11 protein-coding genes are annotated in these 20,580 nt (G+C 34.0%); 2 read left to right on the plus strand and 9 right to left on the minus strand.

The genetic code is table 11. The annotated features are described in order from the left end of the window. Positions 1-243: 243 nt before the first annotated feature. From N5B56_RS11030 to N5B56_RS11045, 4 genes are all read right to left on the minus strand, one after another. Complete coding sequence (locus N5B56_RS11030; RefSeq protein WP_260978947.1) at positions 244-4,260, minus strand: CARDB domain-containing protein; 4,017 nt, start codon at positions 4,258-4,260, stop codon at positions 244-246. A 60-nt stretch (positions 4,261-4,320) separates the two neighbouring features. Further along, a complete protein-coding gene (locus N5B56_RS11035; RefSeq protein WP_260978948.1) occupies positions 4,321-6,633 on the minus strand; it encodes a right-handed parallel beta-helix repeat-containing protein in 2,313 nt (770 codons plus the stop codon). Positions 6,634-6,706: 73 nt separating this feature from the next. Then, positions 6,707-8,605, minus strand: a complete 1,899-nt coding sequence (locus N5B56_RS11040; protein WP_260978949.1) for a hypothetical protein — start codon at positions 8,603-8,605, stop codon at positions 6,707-6,709. A gap of 24 nt (positions 8,606-8,629) precedes the next feature. Continuing rightward, positions 8,630-9,448, minus strand: coding sequence for a hypothetical protein (locus N5B56_RS11045; RefSeq protein ID WP_117908338.1), 819 nt, complete (start codon positions 9,446-9,448; stop codon positions 8,630-8,632). A 612-nt stretch (positions 9,449-10,060) separates the two neighbouring features. Here N5B56_RS11045 and N5B56_RS11050 point away from each other — a divergent pair. Beyond that, positions 10,061-11,605 (plus strand): leucine-rich repeat protein, encoded by a 1,545-nt coding sequence (locus N5B56_RS11050; protein ID WP_260978950.1) that lies wholly within the window; start codon positions 10,061-10,063, stop codon positions 11,603-11,605. A gap of 161 nt (positions 11,606-11,766) precedes the next feature. On the opposite strand, the gene N5B56_RS11055 is transcribed toward N5B56_RS11050, so the two are convergent. The 3 genes from N5B56_RS11055 to pgmB are packed head-to-tail and all read right to left on the minus strand — an operon-like array spanning position 11,767 to position 14,640. Next, a complete protein-coding gene (locus N5B56_RS11055) occupies positions 11,767-12,387 on the minus strand; it encodes a discoidin domain-containing protein (protein ID WP_260978951.1) in 621 nt (206 codons plus the stop codon). Between the two features lie 10 nt (positions 12,388-12,397). Then, positions 12,398-14,002 (minus strand): glycosyl hydrolase family 28 protein, encoded by a 1,605-nt coding sequence (locus N5B56_RS11060; protein WP_260978952.1) that lies wholly within the window; start codon positions 14,000-14,002, stop codon positions 12,398-12,400. Further along, a complete protein-coding gene (gene pgmB, locus N5B56_RS11065; RefSeq protein ID WP_117908332.1) occupies positions 13,996-14,640 on the minus strand; it encodes a beta-phosphoglucomutase in 645 nt (214 codons plus the stop codon). Before pgmB ends, N5B56_RS11060 begins: the two co-directional genes overlap by 7 nt. 110 nt (positions 14,641-14,750) lie before the next feature. Between pgmB and N5B56_RS11070 the strand changes: the two genes are divergently transcribed. Then, entirely contained in the window at positions 14,751-15,770 is a 1,020-nt protein-coding gene (locus N5B56_RS11070; RefSeq protein WP_022088834.1) for a LacI family DNA-binding transcriptional regulator, read from the plus strand. A 118-nt stretch (positions 15,771-15,888) separates the two neighbouring features. On the opposite strand, the gene N5B56_RS11075 is transcribed toward N5B56_RS11070, so the two are convergent. Next, positions 15,889-18,075, minus strand: a complete 2,187-nt coding sequence (locus tag N5B56_RS11075; protein ID WP_260978953.1) for a glycosyl hydrolase family 65 domain-containing protein — start codon at positions 18,073-18,075, stop codon at positions 15,889-15,891. Between the two features lie 67 nt (positions 18,076-18,142). Continuing rightward, positions 18,143-20,458 carry a glycoside hydrolase family 65 protein gene (locus N5B56_RS11080; protein WP_260978954.1) on the minus strand — a complete coding sequence of 772 codons (2,316 nt, stop codon included), beginning with the start codon at positions 20,456-20,458 and terminating at the stop codon, positions 18,143-18,145. Positions 20,459-20,580 lie beyond the last annotated feature (122 nt).

Raw genomic sequence — 20,580 nt, forward strand, 5'->3', positions numbered from 1 at the left:
TTATTTTATCATATTAGTGTAAAATGTTCTACCAAAACCCTGGAATATTGCACTTAAACTCATACAAATATTGCGGTGATTTTTTCAAATATTTCATTAAAAAACATACAAGTATTACATCAAAAATTATACAAATATTTCATTAAAATTGATTCATAATAAAGTCCCATATATAACACAAAGAGGCTTCGCTTCAACAACCTAAATGTTGAAGCGATAGCCTCCGTTTTCAATATCTTTTATTTATTTTTCTATTGTATTGCTCCAATTATAATCAATTGGTAATTCTGCAGGATTTACCACCTTAAGAATCTTATCATATAAGTAATTATGAGCTGCCTCATTTACCATTGATCTCTTCTGGTAAATCTTCTTTCCGATTTCATAAATATTGAATTCTTCTACATCACTGTATGCAATTGTTCCGTCTTCTAAAATTGCATATGATCTTGTGTAATATGTTGCTGAAAGTCCTGCTGCATTGTAATCTTTTAATCCAAATGTTCTTACATAATTCTTTGCTGTCTTTGAATTGCCAACTACATCACCAATTAAACCTTTGTCTGTTGCTTCATAGCTTGCTACATAAGAATTCTTGCTGTTTAATACAATGTCATTCTTTGTTATTGGGTTGTCACCATATACTATTCCGCAAATAACACCTGCTTTTTCTACTTTCTTTCCATCAATTTCAGGTTCTACAGAATATACGATACGAATTCCCATATCTCCTTCTACTCCGTTGAACTTAGCACTCATCTGATATCCATGTACAATAACTTTATCTGAAACCATTGATGGAGCTTCTGCCGGTTTTGTTGTTTCAGGTTCCTTTGTTGTTGTTTCTACCTGTTTAGTTGTTGTTTCAGGTGCCTTTGTTGTTGTTTCTACCTGCTTTGTTGTTGTCTCAACCGGTTTTGTTGTTGGTTGTTCTACAGCTGCTGTTTTATAAAGTCGTGCATCTGTAATTGTGAAGCTTCCGTATCCTTGTGTATTATGAATATGGAAACCAGTATTTGTCTGGTTAATATTTAAACCTGATTTCTGAAGGTCAATTACAACTGTCTTTGCAGTGGATGATGGAGCTTCAACTACATCGCCGCTTGTTGTCACAAACTTAACTGCCTGATTTTTGTTGAACCAATACGGATTCTTCATATCTGTAAAGAATTCTAATCTAAGTTCTTCAAATGCTCTTGTATCACCTGTATATGTCAACTGAAGATATCTGTATCCTGCAGGTGCTTTGTAATTTACCTGACCCATATACTGATATCCGCTTCCTGTACCTACTGTCCATGTTTTCATAAACTCATTAAGTACAATATCTCCTGATGTATCTCTTGAAGTTTCAGGTGTCTTAGTTGTTGTTTCAGCCGGTTTAGCTGTTGTTTCAGGTGCCTTTGTTGTTGTTTCAGCCTGTTTTGTCGTTGTTTCAGGTGCCTTTGTTGTTTCAACCGGCTTTGTTGTTTCAACCTGTCCAGGATTGTTTAAATCATCAGGTGCATCAGGATTTTCAATCATTGATGCTGTTGGAATATTTAATGAAATAGTATATTTGTTGTTATCTTCATTAACTTCATTCTGAATTCTATTAACATCATCAACCCATGCCATTATGCTATGTTTTCCACTTGTAGCTGTCCAGTAATTTCTCTGTGCTGAACCAGAATTTACTGTTAAATCAACTGACTGTCCTGCTGCCAATCCGCTATTATATGTATCGCACCATAAAATATTTGATGTATTTCCATCAATCTGTAACTGATATCCAATAGTTGTTCCTGCCGGAATAGCTGTATCACCTGCATTTGTAATTGTTGCAGTAAATACTAACTGATCTCCAACAGCAATGTCCTGCTTATTAGCAACTATCTTTGATACAACTAAGTCATATCCACCTGAAACTCTTGTTACAGGATTTGTAGCTGCATCTCCATAAACATTAAATTTCTTTGTTCTTGTATTATTGTTCTTGTCTGTTTCATTTGGAAGTTTATTTGTATCATCTGCTGTTGCAACGATTGTATGACCTCCTCTTGAAGCTGTCCAAGCACCTGTTGTTGAAAGTTTAACTGTCTGTCTTGCTTTCAAACCATCTTTGAATTTCTGATTTCTATAAGTTGTTGTTCCATCAACTACAACTTTGAATCCAATTGTTACTCCTTCAGGAATATCTACATTACTTGTATTAGTAATTGCAACAGAGAATGTAACCTTATCTCCATTTTTAAGGTCTGATGAGCCATTTTCATTTTTCCATGTTAAACCTGTTAAAGCAATATCATATCCTGTAATACCTTCTAATGGATTTGTAACACCACCTTGCTGTCCACCATCAATATATGGTTCAGGATAACCAGGTACTGTATATGTAACATCATCTTCATGGATTGTTGCATTCTTTATACATGATGAATCTGTTCCACCTGTATAGAAATATGGTGAACCATCTGTATTCTTAAATGCAGAATTTGCAATTTCGATTCCATTAAATGTAGCTGATGATGAGCTTCCAAGTCTGATAGCTGCACCTGCATGAGGAACTGATGAATAATTTCCCTGCTGACCATCTATACCTGAGCCTAAAATCTTAGTATTGTTAAATACTACATTGCTTGCTGAGTTATCAAGAATTCTAATACCATCATGCTGAGCATCGTAAATCTGAGTATTGTTAAATGTTACATTCTTGACTTCCTGCTTGATATCAACTGCACCAAGTTCTTCACCCCAGCTGTCCTTTGTACATCCGGCACGAACTATGATGTTATTATCAAATGTCATATTTTTACACTCACTAAATTTGTAACCGTCAAATGTTGTATTTAAATGAATACCTGCTGCCATAAATGTATCGCAAATGTAGTTGTTATAAACTTTGAAATTATCACCACCATAGATTGCAATACCACCGGCTCTCCATATGAAATCAATTGTATTATATGCGAATACATTTCCAGATTCATTTTTAGCTCCGCCCCAGCTGTTATTCCAACATGCCAAGCCATCATCACCATTGTTTCTGATAGAGCAGTTGTAAACTGTTGCATTGCTTGTACCCTGACAGAAGTTTACTCCGTCTGCAAGATTATTTCTAATTCTACAGTCCATTACTTTAACTCCGTCTGAGTAATCCATTTTTCCATTGTAATCACCAAACCAGAATCCACATTCAAAATGTTCTTCCCAAATATCATGGATTACTGATCCATCTGTGAATACATCCATAAAGCATTTATATACTGCCTGCTGATTATAACGTGATCTAAGATTTGAATTAATGTACATATTACAAAATTCAATATTATTACAATATCCATCCTTTGAACCGCTTGTCTGCCATCCACCGGAAATACCACCGCCACCGGCATCAGGATTTGTAAACTGAATATTTGTATACCACATACCTGCACCTGTAATCTTCATGTTTGAACCATATAATCTCCAAACCTGTCCGATTTCAAATGTTCCTGCCGGGATATAAACATCCATGTTTGATCTGTCTGCTTCTTCTATACAACGATAAATTGCATCATAGTCGTCCTGTCCATCATCAGGAACTGCTCCAAAATCTTCAACATTTAAAGAATTGTCCGGCTGTGCAATTTCATCCGGCACATCTTCAATTTCAAGGAAGTCTACACCATATTCTAAAGCATTGGCTCCACTGCTCTGAATTCTGATTGTATCACCCTTTTTTAAAGAGTTATCTAATTTAAAATGTACTTCATCAAAAGCGAAACATGGCACTCCACCATCATTATTATCACTTGGATTTCCACTGGCAAAATACTGCCACATAAAATAAGATGTTAAATCAATTGTCTTTTTGTACTGTCCGTTTACATACACATCTAATGAGCCTTTAAGTCCCATTCCATCACTGGAATCAGGCATTGTAAATCTCATTGTAACCCCATCTCCGGTAGTGTTCATTGTCCACTCTGCGTAAGCTCCTTTTCCAGGAAGTCTTACATATGACTGTTCCGAAGCCTGGCTTGCAATATTCATTCTGTCGAAATTCTTTGATGAAGCAATCTGTGCTCCGCCACCAATATTCGCCTGTAATGAATCATATCTTGTGTAAGGAACCTTAGCTCCTACACGTCCACTTGCATCAGCTTGCGGAATATCAAACTTTGATTCCGAAGCCACCCCTGCGTTTACCTTAAACACACTCTGTGCTGAAGGTAAAGGTTGTAATACCATTGCCCCTGCTAAAGCAAATGATAAAACCTTTTGAATACTTTTTCTCATGTTTCTTCTCCTTCTTATTTTATTTAAAGTTTTACGTTCAACTATTCGCAATTGTGTTGGTTATTTAGATACGACCCCCGACCATCTTCCATATAATCTTTTCTTTTCCACAATTTTATACGCTCTAGCCTTAACGTAATACTTTTTTGCTACATTGATTTTTTTGAAAACCGCTTTTGTCCCCTTTAAGTTTTTAGTAAGAGTATTTTTGCCTACAAACTTCTTTGAAGTTGAAACTTTAATCTGATACCTGTAAACCCCTCTTAATTTTTTCAAAGTAATTTTCATTTTACCTTTTGTCTTTTTTACAGATTTAATTTTTACTTTTCCCGGTTTATTCTTTGTTATTTTTTTCTTAGTCTCATCATTCTGATTTGAAACTGTTTCTGAATTCGAAGATGTTCCCGAATTCATTAAATTTCCCGTATCATTACGGTTGTCATTTCCAGGTGTTGTCTCGTTATCACCTGGTTTTATTGTCTCCTCATCCTTTGTAACATCTGAAACTTCAGGATATCCCGGTACTTCATAAGCCAAATTATTATACAACAATTCGTTCAAAATTGAAATTCCATTATAACTTCCTGTAAAAAGATACGGTTTGTCATTATGATTATAAGCACTGTTAGTTATACTTATATTATCAATTTGAGCTTTCGGACTTCCCGATGTCTTAATTGCTGCTCCTACATTTCCTGACACTTTCTGTCCTGCAGTTCCACTTCCATAAATTATTGTATTTTCAAATTTTATCCCTTGTATGTTGTCCTTTAAAGCTATTCCATCGTGCCATGCATCATATATTTTTGTATTAACAAATGAAACATTCTTTACATTTTGCGAAATATCTATAGCTGCTAAAGAACTACCCCAACTATCTTTATATGTTCCACATCTTACCAATGTATTATTTTCGAATTTTATATTTTTCGTATTATTAAATTTATATCCATCAAATGTTGTATTCAAATGAATTCCAGATGCCATGAATGTATCGCAAATATAATTATTGTAAATATTAAATCCATCTCCTCCATATATTGCAATGCCTCCGGCTCTCCAAATAAAGTCTATTGTATTATATGCAAACACATTTCCTGTTTCATCTTTCGCTGACAAATAATTATTATTCCAACATGCCAGTCCGTCATCTCCATTATTTCTTATTGAGCAGTTATATACCACACTATTGCTTGTACCCTGACAGAAATTTACTCCGTCAGCTAAATTGTTTCTAATTCTACAATTGATTATTTTCATTCCATCTGAATAATCAACTGTTCCACTATAATCTCCTAACCAAAATCCACACTCAAAATGGTCTTCCCAAATATCATGTATTACACTTCCATTTCCCGGAACATCACTAAAACATTTATATGATGCCTGTTCATTATATCTTGAGCTTAAATTTGAATTAATATACATATTGCAAAATTCTACATTATAACATGAATTTTCTCCTGCAAATGCAATTCCTCCGCTATTCGCATTACTGTTTGTGAACTGAATGTTTGTATACCACATTCCTGCTCCCGTAACTTTTATGTTCTTTCCATAAAAAGTCCATTTTCTGCCTATATTAAAAGTTCCTTCTGGAAAATAAACATCTTTTCCCTGAATATTAGCAGCACTTATACAATTTCTTATTGCATTATAATCATCTTTTCCATCATTTGGCTTCGCACCATAATCTACGACATTCAAAGAATTTGCAGGTTGTGCAATAGTTTGTGGAACTTCTTCGATTTCAACAAAATCTACACCATAAATTAAATTGTCTCTTCCTGAGTTTTGAACTCTTATTTTGTCCCCCGGATTTAAAGTTTTATTCAAAATAAAATGTACTTCATCAAATGCAAAGCACGGAACTCCTCCGTTGTTTTTATCTCTTGGATTTCCACCTGCAAAATATTGCCACATGTAATAAGATGTCAAATCAACTTTCTGACAAAATTCTCCATTTACATATACATCAAGACTACCTGTTAATCCTTTACCGTCTGTTGAATCCGGCATTGTAAATCTCATTGTTACACCTGAACCACTTTTAACTGCAGTCCATTCTGCATATGAATTTTTAACCGGCAGACTTACATACGACTGTTGTGACGCCTGACTTGCAATCTTTGTTCGTTCAGATTTTACTGATTCTTCTATTTTTGCGCCATTTCCAATCTCTGCATCTTTTGAATCATATCTAAGATAGGGCATGCTTGCACCAATTCTTCCTGCCTCATCTGCTTGAGGAATTTCAAATTCTGAACTTATATCCGCCTTTACTTCTGTATTAAATTCTGTCATATTTCCCCCTGTTGTCATTACTATTCCCATCAATATAGCTGTAAAAACTTTTCCCTTCTTCACTTTCATTTGCCCTTTCTTTTAAAACGAAAGCCCTCACATGTTTATTACGTGAGGGCTTTCTAGTAATTAACTGTTATTATTATTTATTTTTTACCTGTTTAACTGCTGACCATTTACCATAAACTTTAGCCTTGTTTACTACTTTGTATGCTCTAGCCTTAACATAGTATTTCTTGTTTGCTTTTAATTTCTTAACAACAAATTTAACTTTTGCAGTTGTGATTGTCTTTGTTGCTTTACTCTTAAATTTCTTAGATGTAGAAATTTTAACCTGATATCCTTTTGCACCTTTAACTTTCTTAAGTACTACAGAAGCTTTCTTTGCTGATTTTTTCTTTGTTGCACTCTTAACAGCTGTCTTTCCAACTGAAACTTTTGCTGCCTGAGTTGTTGTTGGTGCTACAGTTGTTGGTTTTGTTGTTGGTGCTGCAGTTGTTGTTGGCTGTGGTTCACTCTTCTTTCCACCATATAACACTGCGTCTGTAATTGAAATATTTACATCTTCGTCTTCTGCTGAGCAGTGCATATGTACACCTGAATTATATTTGCTCATATCAACGCCTGATTTAGCAAGATTAATTACTACTGTTGTGTTGTTTCCAACAAGTGGAATTGCACTACCATCTTCTGTTACAAAATGAGTTGCCTGTTCAGGATCAAACCAGAATGGTCCCTGTTTTTCTCCACCTTTGCCTTCAAATTCAAATCTAAGTAATTTAATATTACCTGTATATGTAATCTTTAAGTATTTGTATGATTCGTTTGCAAAGTCTTTAAATGTTGCCCATCCAAGATATTTGTAATTTGGTTTTTCTACAGAGCCTTTCTTAATTGAGTAAGTTCCAATCATAGCACTCTTACCCTGATCATCACCATTTAAAATAATATCATTTGTTCCATCTGCAATTACTTTTTCTGTTGTCGTTTTCGGTGTTGTTTCCCCATTATTATCAGGTGTTGTTTCCTCTGGAGTTGTTTCTTCAGGTTCTACCGGTGTCTTAGCTACCTGAAGTGGTGTGTTTGTAAACTGAGCGTCTGTTATTGTAAATGCACCTTTGCCCTTTGTGTCATGCATATGGATTGTAGCAATTCCTTCAGCATTTGTAATTCCTGATTTTGCAAGGTCAATTACAACTGTCTGCTCTGTTTCTGTTGGATTAGCAACTAATGTGTCATCTACTGTCTTAATTGTTCCCTGTGGATTTTCTTTAAACCAGAATGTTCCTAATCCTTTATCTGTTCCAACTACTTCAAATCTAAGTTCATCAAATGATGTAGATTCACCTGTATATGATAACTGTAAATACTGGTAATCTTTTGTTACATTTAGGTCAGCAAGATCAATTCCTGCAAGATACTGATATCCTTCTCCCTCTCCAGGATTATATTCTTTAGCCATCCATGGAATGCTAATCGACTTAACTTCTTTTGGATTGTTTGTAAACTTAGCTTCCTTAATTGTAAACTTACCATTTCCCGGTGAATCATGCATATGAATCGTAGTAATTAAGTCTGCACCACTAATTCCTAATTTTTCAAGATCAATTACTGCTGTCTGTTCCTCTTCTGAAGGATCTGCAACTAATGTATCATCAGATGTCTTAATTGTTCCCTGTGGGTTTTCCTTAAACCAATATGTTCCTAAAGAGCCATCTGCTCCTGCCATTTCAAATCTTAAAGCATCAAATGCCGTAGCATCGCCTGTATATGTGAGTTGTAAATATTTATAATCACTAGTCAATTCTAGTGCTGCAAGATCAATTCCTGCAAGATATTTGTAATCACCATCTGTGCCCGGATCATATTCCTTAACCATCCATGGAATACTAACTTCCTTATACGAATTAACTTCTGCTTCTGTTCCGCTCTCTTCATCCGCTTTTACTGATGCAAAGTTCACCCCTGCCAAGCTGCTTACCGCCAATGTTCCGACGCATGCGTAAGCAATTGCTTTGTTACTAATTTTCTTTAATCTCATATGAACCTTCTTCCTTTCTTAAAACTACTGGATTTTCATTTTCTTTGATGCAACTAATGCTGCGCCTGCTACTACAATACCTCCTATAGCTATAGCAATTGGATATGTTGCTGAACCTGTTGTAGGTGCTGCTGTTGCGCCACCTCCTACTGATTCTGAGCTATCGCTTGATGAAGATGCTGAAGCTGATGATGCTGAGCTGTCTTTGCTTGAAGATGAATCCGAACTCTTACTGTCTGTGCTTGAGCTTGATTTTGATTTTGAATCACTGCTTGCTTTCTTATCATCTGAAGATGATTTAACGTCGCTTGCACTTGCTGATGCTCCACCCTTTGGTGCACTAGTCATTAATCTTGCATCTGTAATTGTAAACTTACCTTTACCAGGTGTATCATGTATATGGAACGCTCTGATACCTGTTGATAAGTCAATTCCTGATTTTTCTAAATCGATTACTGCTGTCTGTTCTTTATCTGAAGGATTAGGAACTAATCCGCCGTCTGTTGTTCTAACTGTACCTTCGTCATTTTCTCTGAACCATACAGGAGTTAATTTCTTTTCCTCTGATGGGTCTGAGTTAACTACAAATTCTAATCTTAATTCATCAAATGCTGTAGGATCACCTGTATATGTAATCTGTAAATATTTATATTCAGGTCCTACTTCAAAACAGTAAGCATATCCTAAATACTTGTACTCTCCACTTGTTCCCGGATCAAACGATTTAATAAATGGACTTCCACTATCATTCAACACAATATCCTCTGCAGCTGCTACATTCATACTAAATGTAAGAACAACAGCGCTTACCATAACTAATAACTTTTTAAATGTTTTTTTCATTTCTCTACCTCTTCCTTTCTTCGAATAAGTTAAACGTTAAACTTGTAACGGTTTAAAGATTTTCACTTATTTAATTGTTTCTTGTTTCCTGGGTAAAATAAAAGATTTTTTTGAAAATTGTCCCCCCGGACACACCCCAATAAATCACTTTTCCCACATCCGTTTAACGTTAAACTAATATTAACATGGCACCATGCCTTTGTCAATCTGTTTGGTGGGTGCGTTTTAACCAAAAACCACCCATTTTTTTATTATTATTGCACAAAAAAACCTTTCAATTGTCAATTATTTTGTATTTTATGTCTATATTTTTTATGTTTACGCTTGTGTCTTCTGCTTTGTTTTGGGAACGGTTTTACCAATATATAACCTGACTTTATTTCCTACTATTAATTTTATGTTTTATTGCTTTTTTTTATTATTACAATTATAATTATTTTAAAGTTAAATGTGGATTTTCCTGTTACATAATACAGAACAATCCGAAAGCATTTTTATATTTCAACACTATTTTAAAATCCCCCCTAAACACTCTTTATAATGAAAATTAAATAAATATATTTTGTCATTATTATCTTTATTTTACTTTTCCAAATCCAATAGGAGATATTTATGATTAGTATTAAAAGCAAGAAAAAAATCAGACTTACGGTAATGATTTGTTCTGTTTTATTGTTAATTGGATGCGTTATTTTTTTGATTTATTACTTAGGCATACAGCCTTATCATTCCAAACAGCTTAACAATAAATATAAATCATTATATTATTCAGTTTCAGATTCTCCTGAATCTGACGGCAACAATGAAGTTATAGATGACGATTCGTCCGAGAATACCCCTGTTGACATTAATTTGGACAAATCATATGAAGAAGGGGCTAAAGGCTCTGATGGAATATTATTAAAGTTCTCAAAACTTATAGAGATAAACTCGGACATACGAGGTTGGTTAAAAGTTCCCGGAACTAATATCGATTATCCGGTAATGCAGTCAACCGGCAACTCAGAATTTTATTTAAAGCATGATTTTGAAGGTGGTCGTGATAAAAATGGTTGCCTTTACATACAAAGCAATTCAAAAATCAAACCTCGTTCAAAGAATCTTGTCATACATGGACATAATATGGATTCGACAGGAATGATGTTTCATCAGTTGTTAAAATATAAAGATATCGAATTTTACAAACAGCATCCGGTAATTACATTTGACACCTTATATAAAGAGAGCAAGTGGAAAATAATAGGATATATGCGAGTGGCAGGAGATTTCAAAAGCAGCGACGGATTCAATTATCTACAAAGTACATTTCAGACAAAGGAACAATTTTTAAATTTTGTATATCAGATAGAGATTCGTTCATCCTATAAATGTCCTGTAGATATAAATGAAAAAGATTCACTTTTAATGTTATCCACTTGCTCATATGAAGTACACGATTATAGAACTGTTGTCGTTTGCAGAAAGCTTAGAAAAAATGAATCCTCAGATGTAGACACAAGTTTAACTCACTATAACAAAAATGTTTTATATCCATCAAGCTGGTATAAAAAATACGGCGGAGAAAAACCAACTGTAACTTCATTTGAAAATGCAATGTCATTTAATGAAATTGACTGGTACGACGGTTCACTTGAGGTTGAATCCTCTGTTAATAAAACTTGTGAAGTTGATGGTTATAATTTCAAAATTTTATCAAATTCAACTGTTTCTTTTGAAGGAGTTAAAGACACAAGTATTAAGTCTTTGGATATTCCATCAACCATTGAATTTCAGGGAAGAGTTTTTGATGTAGTTTCCATTTCAAAAAAGGCTTTTGATAATTTGAACAAATTAAAGCGCTTAAAAATTGGAAACAAAGTTGAGATTATACCTAAAAAGGCTTTTGTAAACTGTACTAAACTTGAAGAAGTCATTATTGGCGATAGCGTAAATACAATCGAAGAAAAAGTTTTCTATAAACTTCCAAATTTAAAATATGTTAAAATAAGGAGCAATACTTTAGATTCTATAGGAGAAAAGGCTTTCGCAAAAATATATGTTAGAGCCAAATTCAAACTGCCTAAGAGCATGTCTAAAGCATACATAAAACTAATTAACAAGTGTGTTCCTGACAATACGTTTAAATTTAAAGAATATTCTGAAGATGCTAATAAATAAAAGGACCATGCTTTTATCAGATTTATCTCATTGTGAAACTGATAATAAGCATGGTTCTTTTTATTTGTTATGAATCAAATTATATTTTTGATATAAAATTTCCTTAAAAGTGCCTTTCAATCACGCTATGTTTAATCAAAATCTTTATACTCTACATAATTTTATTTGTCGTTTGTATAAACTTCAAGTTCAGCAATCTGACCTGCTACAGCACCTGTATTTTTTGTAAACGTTAATCTTATGTATTGCATTTTGACATTATCAATGTCAATAATAACCTGATTCCCTGTCTTTGGATCAAAATCATAATCTTTAGATGGTATTACTTCTGTATAATTCTGTCCGTCATCACTTGCTTCAATCTTAAACGTCTGAGTTCTCTTTCCCCAAATCTGAGCCGGATTCAATCCAACTACAACTGTATGAATAGTATATGAATCCTTTAAGTCTACAGAAATTATCTGGCTTTCTTCATTTTGAGAACCTTCCCAGTATGTTAATCTGCTGCCATCAATTATATTCGGTGCTCTGTAAACATCGTTAAATCCATTTGCATCTGCTCTTCCGTCTAACGCCACATTTGTGCCATCAATTTCAGGTGCAACATATTCTTCTTCCTTAAATGCATCGTTCTCCATCGCTTCCTTCTGGTCAGGAGCTGTTACTACCGTCAAATTTTTATTTGACATTTTTACTGATGAATTGCCTACAGCTACAACAGCTGACATTACTGCACATACTACGGCAAGACATCCTATTATAATTATAAACTTTTTCTTCATAATGCTCCTCCTACTTTATTTCCGCATTCTTTACTGTGTCTTCATCTACTTCAAATTCACCATCTTCAAATGATTTAATATCTTTACCCTTAATATTTAATCCTGAAATTGAAACTCCATCAATACCATGTTCTTCGTCAAATCCTTTAATCTGTGAAGGAAGTGATTCATTTCCATAAAGTACCTTGAAGCCGTCAATTGTAACATTTGAAATAGTTCCTCTGTCAGAAGTTGTTGACCATCCTGAATTTGTTAATACCTGTAAATCAATTAATTCTTTTGTTCCATCTCCAAGTCCCATGCATGCATCTTCAACTACAATATTTTTATAAGTCACGTTAGAAATTGCTGCATTATCTGCATTGTGAATTGACAATACCGGCTTATGGAAGTTATGAAGTACTGTTATATCTTCAAATATAACATTTTCAATTGTCGAGTTTTCTTTGTCACCTTTATTTGTTTCATAACCTATTTCCATTGACTGTGCCAAATCTGTCCAAACCTGAACATTTTTGAACTTGATATTGTTTGAATTTACATCATAATTCTTAACTACTAATGAATCATCCCATGTACGTACAAAACAATTTTCTACATCAAAACTCTTACATGACTGTAATGAAATTCCGTCACCATTTGGTCTTGCTGTAATAATCTTTAAATTACTGATATCTCCAGCTACTGAATTGTAACCCTGGAAGCACCATGCATTTGCATTTAATGAAATAATTCCTTCAACAGTTACGTACTGGCAGTTATCAAATCTAAGTGGAACTGTAGCACTTGTACCTTTCCAACCTTCTAAATTAGAATTATCAATAATGCCTCTTCCTCTAACTGTTACATCTTTAGCAAATGATGCTGTAACTGCTCCATGTACAACTGCTCCACCTGAGATATAAATTGTATCTCCATCTTCTAATACCATATCTTCGATATTCCATTCACCAGGTCCAATGTATTTAACACCTTCAGCATCTTTGTCCGGAACATCTTTTTCAATTTCATTTGCAAAAATATGTACTGCACGTTCTACTTTTTTATTAAATTCAACTGTGTAGGCATCAGGTGTGTCAATTGTAAATGTCACCGTATGCTTTTTAGTATTAATTTCCGGCTTAATGTTATATTTTAATGGTCTGATATTTACATATTCAATATCTGTATTAGGAACTGTAACTGTTATTTTAACTTTTCCTTCAAAATCAAAATATGTAATAGGTGTTCTGTCTTCTGCCGGCATATAATCACCCATCCATGTATGTGTGTTATTTACATTTGTATCGTATACATAACAGTCTTTGCCGTTTACCGCAACTTTAGTATCAACACAATGCATTAATGAAATATCTCTTTTTTCTTCTGATGCTTTTTCCAAATCAGCATCTGTAGCATCTTTAAGTGATTTAGGTCCATCATACAATACAACCTTGGCGTTTTTTATCTCACTATTGTCTGAAATTTTTGTTATTGCTACAGGCAAATGAATTGCCGCGCTTACTATTCCTACAATAAGGAAATAAATTATTACACATCCAACTACAAAAAATCCTTTGCCCATTGGCTTTGAATTATTGTTTTCCCCTGTTTTTTGTTTCTTTCCTTTTAACATAAAATTTCCCTCCAGTTTTCTACTGTTGCAAGTGTTTCGGAATGAAAATCTGCTCCCAGTTCTTCATGAAACGGTCCTACACCGAGGGATTTCATTCCGCCTCTCTTTGCTGCTTCTATTCCTGCTGCTGCATCTTCAACTACAAGACAATCCGCCGGATTAAGTCCTAATTTCTTTGCAGCCACTAAAAATACTTCAGGGTCAGGTTTAGATTTAGTTACATCTAATCCACAGCTTATTTTGTCGATATAAGGTGCAAGACCTGTCCTTTCAAGTATTATTGGTGCGTTTTTACTTGCCGAACCAACTGCTGACATAATTCCCATTTCCTTTAGCATTTTCAAAGTTTCTACTGCTCCCGGAAGTACAGCACCTGAATCCAGTTTTTGGAGCATTTCAACATAGTATCCGTTTTTTCTGTCTGCAAGCTCCATCTTTTCTTCCTGTGTATATGTTTTATCACCTTTTTCAAGAACAATTTCCAAAGAAGCCATACGGCTTACTCCTCGCTGTCGCATATTGTCCTCTCTGTTAAATTCAGTAATTCCCAGTTCATCAGCTAATTTTTTCCAAGCCTGATAATGAAGTTCATCTGTAGAAACTAAAACTCCATCTAAATCAAAAATTACACCCTTCATTTTTTCTCTTCTCCTTTACATTTTTTTGTTTTCAAAATCATATTTTAGTGTTACTATTTCTATATAGGTTTTACGTTTTACCTATTCTAAAAACAGAAAGGATTTATTATATGGTTACTATTAAAGATATTGCTTCGGCTACAGGCGTAAGTGCAACAACCGTTTCCAATGTTATCAATGGAAAAACCGGTCGCGTTTCTGCTGAAACCGTCGCTAAAATTAATAAAGCAATTGATGATTTAGGTTATGTACCTAATATGTCTGCCAGATCATTGGTTTCACGTTCATCAAAAGTTATTGGTTTCGTAAACCATATTGTTACTAATAAAGACTCAAATTTCATGGAAGACCCTTTTCTTTCCCGATTTATCGGAATTCTCGAACAGGTTCTTCGTGAAAATGGTTATTTTTTAATGTTGCGTACTGTTGAGACGCCTGAACAGTTTAAAGCTTTCTTAAAAACATGGGATCTTGACGGTTTGTTTTTAGCAGGTATCTTCCGCGATGACTTTTTTGAAGCCATTGCAAGTTGTGCTAAAAAGCTTCCTATCGTTCTCGTTGACAGTTACGTTCATGAAAAGAACATTTGTAATGTCGGATTAGAAGATTTTGGTGGAAGCAACCAGTCAACCAAGTATTTAATCAGCAAAGGTCATCGTAAAATTGCATTTGCCTCTCTTCACATAAAAGAAGGTGGCGTTTTAATGGAGCGTTTCCTCGGATATAAGGCTGCCCTTACAGAAGCCGGTATTCCATTTGATGATTCCCTTGTTTTTGAATGTGGTATGGACCTTGAAAATACAAAACATATCGCTAAATATTTATCTTCTCATCCTGAAATAACAGGACTCGTTACTACTGCCGATTTTCTTGCAGGAAATATTATGGCTAACCTTCATAAAGAAGGTGTTCGTATTCCTGAAGATATATCAATAGTAGGATTCGACGATTTAAATATATGTAACATTACAACTCCGGCTCTTACCACTGTTCATCAGGATATGGACCTTAAAGGTCGTACAGCCGTTAAATTTATGTTGGAATTGTTAGAACACAGAATGCCTAATCCATGCGAAGTATCACTTCCAACTTCTATTGTAGAAAGAGAAAGCGTTAGAAGTATTTTCTAACGCTTCTTTCTTATTTAAGGAGATTTCAAATGAATCCTAACAATCTTATAAATGCTACTTATATTGTCATATAAATTTTAAATTCTACACTTGCACTGTTTTGCTTTGTATTCATTTCCTATATTTCCACAATATTTGCGTTATTGTCTTCTATTTCAATTTTGTATTTTTTGTTTCTATAACAAATATGAAATCTCATTTTTTTCCATGCTTTTGGCAAATCAGGTTTTGCTTTAATTTTTCCATCTTCAAAATAAATTCCCGCAAATCCTTTTATTGCCACCATATAGGCTCCACCTTCTGCCGCCGGATGTGTTCCTCCGATGTAGACAAGTCCTGCCCATTCCTTTCCACCTTCATTCAAATCTGCCGAAGCTGATTTCATAAATAGCGGATAGGCTTTTTCTTTCATTCCACACTTGCAGGCTAACAAAGCATACATACATGCACTCAATGATGAACCATGTTCTGTTCTCGGTTCATAATACTGCCAGTTTTTGAGTTTTATTTCATCACTTACATCATCCGGAAACATTGTAAGCCATGTTACTACGTCTGCCTGTTTTATAACCTGTGTATGTGCTGCCACTCCATTTGCTCCTCCCCAATATTCCTTAGAGTCTAAGAGTCTGCTTCTTACAGTATTTACGCTTACATCTTCTAAATCAAAATAACCGTCAAACTGTGGAATGATTCCATTTTCATTTGGCTGTGGAATATAAATATTACGCTCAGCCATTTCAAATTTTTCTTTTAATTGTTTTAAGTTATATTCTTTACACAACTTTATTGCATACTGTTCGTTTAATTCATCAATTGAATCAATTACTTTAACAGCCTGTTCAAATGTATATTTTGCCATTCGGTTTGTATAACCGTTATTATTAACTCTTTCATGGTATTCATCAGGTCCTATAACATCATGAAGTTCATAATATCCTCCTGACACTTTTTTAAGAAGTAAATCATAATAAAATTTCGCACATTCAATTATTGTTTCTGCTCCACCCTCAGATAAAATTGTCATATCACCTGTAAGGTCTATATATCTGCCAATTCCATATACAATAGCTGCTGAAATATGAATCTGTTTATCTTTAAAATATGTTCGCATCGGTCTTTTTGTAAAAACGTCTGTAACATTATAATCTGAGCAGGCGTCATATCCGCCTTCCTGACTTTCCCATGCATAAAATGCACCATCATATCCATAACTTTTTGCTTTTTCCTTTGCACCATCTAAAGTATCAATTCTATATTTCATTACATTTCTTGCTACTTTTGGGTTTGTCATAAGTAAAAAGTCTAAAATAAACATTTCCGTATCCCAGAAAACAGCACCTTTATACGTCTGTCCCGATAAACCTCTGGCTGCAATAGAAAGGCTGTCTGTATGTCTTGGCGAAATGCTGTTCAAATGATAGCAGGAATAATTCAATGCTTCCATCGCATCATCATCGCCTTCAATTTCTACCTCTGAATTGCTCCAAATGCTTTCCCAGCATTTACAATGTTCATCGTGCAATTCGTAATATCCTTTATTTCTAATATTTATAGCCGTTTCTTTTGCATTATCTAAAGGATTCTCACAATCTTTTGATGTATAAATTGCCATAAATCTGTGAATTTCGTAACACTTATTAATATCTGAGACAAAATTTAATGATTTTATTATCTTTTTGTCCTCTTTTTTTAATATTATCTTCTTTTCACATGGGAAATTTTCATCTTCACTTACACTTACCGCCACATGATATTTCTTTTCATGAGATATTCCAACTATGCTTATACAGTCATCTTCATCCATAATAATTTCATCATAATGCGGTCCGTTAATGTCCCATACATCGCCATCAATTCCTGTTAAAAAATTAATGTCTGCATGAAAATCCGCCGTAATTTTGTATTTCTCTACTCCAATATGAACATCATCCATACTTACAAAGCGCTCTGATTCAAGTACAATGTTTCCTCTCTTCGTTGTCCACTCTGTATGTCTTTTAAATATTCCATGTCTGTAATCTAATTTTATAAAATGTTCTTTAGGCGCATTATCCTGAACCTTTAAAACATTTCCATCAACAATCAGATAACTGTAAAAACCATTTGGAGCATTCAACGGTTCTCTCCAGCTATTACCTACCTGATCATAAATTCCTGCCAAGTTAACAGCTACTAAATCCCGGGAATCAAATTCATCGAGAGTGCCTCTAATTCCCATATATCCATTACCTGTCAGAAATTTATTTCCTAAATGAGCAATTTTTTCTGAATTAAACCCGTTTTCTGTCAACTCCCAATTCATTTATTTACCTCCCATTTTTGTCCGGGGACAAAACACTTTGTATTCTGCCCCGGCATTAAATTTATTTTTATTTGACGTCACAAATATATGCTTCTTCTCCAAGTTCAATTTTTTCATCATAAACCTGAACTAAAATATTTTTGCCATATTTAGTACTGATTTCCACTTTATCCTTAGTAACCATCACTTCAATAACTTCTCCCATATAATGGATTTTGAAAGTGTACTTATTCCAGTTTTGTGGGATTGAAGGTGTAATATGAATAATATCTCCATCTGTTCTAAGTCCGCCAAATCCATAAATAATATTCATCCATGCTGCTGCAATACTTGTTGTATGTATACCTTCTCTTGTATTTCTGTTATAGTTATCCAAGTCCATTCTTGTAGCAAATCCAAAGAAATCATATGCTTCATCTTTTTTATGAAGTTGTGATGCTAAAATTGAATGTACTGAAGGTGACAATGAACTTTCATGTATACATCTAGGTTCGTAATATTCATAATTTACCTTTAACTGTTCCTCTGTAAAATGAGAATTAAATAACAACATAAACATTAAAACATCCGGTTGTTTAATCATGTCATTTCTATATATTCTGTCATAAGACCAATGATTATATAGTGGGAAATCTTCAATTGGAATTGAATCAATATTCAAATGAGGAAGTTTAAAGAATCCTTCATGCTGTTCGTACAAAAGACTATCTTCATGGTAAGGAATGTACATACATTCACTAACTTTTTTCCATTTGTCCATTTCTGACTCATCGAAGTTAATTTTTCCAACTATTTCGTCATAAGCCTTCTTATCATTTTTCTTAATATCTTCAATTACTTTAAGTGTAAAATCTAATGTAAATTTACCCATAAAATTCGTGTAGCAATTGTTATGAACCATCATCTGAAATTCATCAGGTCCCATTACGCAGTAATAACCATATTTGCCATCCTGCGAGAAATCACCACGGGTAACTAACATTCTCGATATTTCAATTAACATTTCTAATCCATACTGTGTCATAAACTCTTCATCCTGATACAGTTTTTCATAGAACCAAATACCATACGCAACTGCTGTAGATGCCTGAAGCTGTAAGCTTGCATGTTGCCATAAATTACAACATTCCTTACCGCTTATTGTCGCTATTGGATAAAATGCGCCTTCACAATCTAATGCCTTTGCTCTTTCTCTCGCTTCATCTAATGTCTTATATCTGAAATAAAGAAGATTCTGAGCTGCTTCCTTATTATTGAAAAGGAAGAATGGTAAGCAGTATGTTTCTGTATCCCAGAAAGCATTTCCATTGTATGCTTCGCCTGTCAATCCTTTTGCACCAATATTTGTACCTTTTACAGCACCGTGATAAGTCTGGAATAACTGGAAAATACAGAATCTGATTCCCTGCTGGTTTTCTTCATCTCCGTCTATTGTGACATCAGATGTTTCCCAGATTTCTTTCCACCACTTAGTGCTGTCCTCTTTTATCTGTTCAAATGACATAGAACTTATGTCATTTTCCTTTTCTGTTTCAAATTCTTCATATACTGCCTTTACATCTTCACGGAATTTATTTTCTTCTATTTCTTCCTTTAATGTAAAATTCTTAACTATCTTTTCAAATTTTTTTTCTTCATTCTGTTTTAATAAAAGATTAAATTTAACAACTGCCTTTTTTTCTTCCTTAACATTGTCAAACTCATTCACATCCGCTTTTATTGCACATGCGCTAAATACTCTTTGCTGTGTATGAAGTGTTTCACCTTCTATTCCGGCAAATGCATTCTTTCCTGACTTATATAATATGTCTTTTATTTCCCACATGTTCATTTTCTGCATGCAATGCGGGTTAGAAAAATCAAGTCCTGACTTTATTTCTACATCTCCATCAAAATTTAATGCAGTTAGCTTAACTCTTTGTGCACCAACCTGTACATCAGTCATCGAAAGAATTCTTTCAAAAGAAATTTTTAACTTTTTACCATTTGATAAGTTCCATATAAATGAACGGGTTAATACACCGTTTTGCATATCTAATTCACGAACAAATTCTGAGATATCTGCTTTGGAAATTTCTAATTCTTCCCCATCAACACATATTCTTGTATATAACCAGTCAACGGAATTAACCATATATTCAGTAAAATCTACAATACCTTTATAATGTCCGTAATCCGGTTTTGTTCTTTCATATATTCCATTAAAATAACTTCCGATTAACTTTGGTCCATTATATCCTTCTTCAAAATATCCTCTAACTCCCATATATTCATTTCCTAATGAAAATATAGATTCTGATACTTCTCCGTAATCCGGATTAAAACCCTCTTCAATTATTTTCCAAGAATCCACTTTAAAATATTTATCTGCTATTTTCGCCATAATTCTTCTCCATCTTTTCCTGCTGTCGACAATATGAGAAACATGGTCTTTCTAAACCACGGAGGAAATTGCCGACAGCTCACATCATTTCAGATTATTACTGTCAGTTTTATACAGAAATA

It is taken from the genome of Eubacterium album, assembly GCF_025336545.1.
GTDB classification, from domain to species: Bacteria; Bacillota; Clostridia; order Lachnospirales; family Lachnospiraceae; genus Eubacterium_U; species Eubacterium_U album.

What these genes read in the sequence shown, in the direction of transcription:
- N5B56_RS11030 (WP_260978947.1), bottom strand. Translation starts at nt 4,260, where the DNA reads ATGAGAAAAAGTATTCAAAAGGTTTTATCATTTGCTTTAGCAGGGGCA.
- N5B56_RS11035 (WP_260978948.1), bottom strand. Translation starts at nt 6,633, where the DNA reads ATGAAAGTGAAGAAGGGAAAAGTTTTTACAGCTATATTGATGGGAATA.
- N5B56_RS11040 (WP_260978949.1), bottom strand. Translation starts at nt 8,605, where the DNA reads ATGAGATTAAAGAAAATTAGTAACAAAGCAATTGCTTACGCATGCGTC.
- N5B56_RS11045 (WP_117908338.1), bottom strand. Translation starts at nt 9,448, where the DNA reads ATGAAAAAAACATTTAAAAAGTTATTAGTTATGGTAAGCGCTGTTGTT.
- N5B56_RS11050 (WP_260978950.1), top strand. Translation starts at nt 10,061, where the DNA reads ATGATTAGTATTAAAAGCAAGAAAAAAATCAGACTTACGGTAATGATT.
- N5B56_RS11055 (WP_260978951.1), bottom strand. Translation starts at nt 12,387, where the DNA reads ATGAAGAAAAAGTTTATAATTATAATAGGATGTCTTGCCGTAGTATGT.
- N5B56_RS11060 (WP_260978952.1), bottom strand. Translation starts at nt 14,002, where the DNA reads ATGTTAAAAGGAAAGAAACAAAAAACAGGGGAAAACAATAATTCAAAG.
- pgmB (WP_117908332.1), bottom strand. Translation starts at nt 14,640, where the DNA reads ATGAAGGGTGTAATTTTTGATTTAGATGGAGTTTTAGTTTCTACAGAT.
- N5B56_RS11070 (WP_022088834.1), top strand. Translation starts at nt 14,751, where the DNA reads ATGGTTACTATTAAAGATATTGCTTCGGCTACAGGCGTAAGTGCAACA.
- N5B56_RS11075 (WP_260978953.1), bottom strand. Translation starts at nt 18,075, where the DNA reads ATGAATTGGGAGTTGACAGAAAACGGGTTTAATTCAGAAAAAATTGCT.
- N5B56_RS11080 (WP_260978954.1), bottom strand. Translation starts at nt 20,458, where the DNA reads ATGGCGAAAATAGCAGATAAATATTTTAAAGTGGATTCTTGGAAAATA.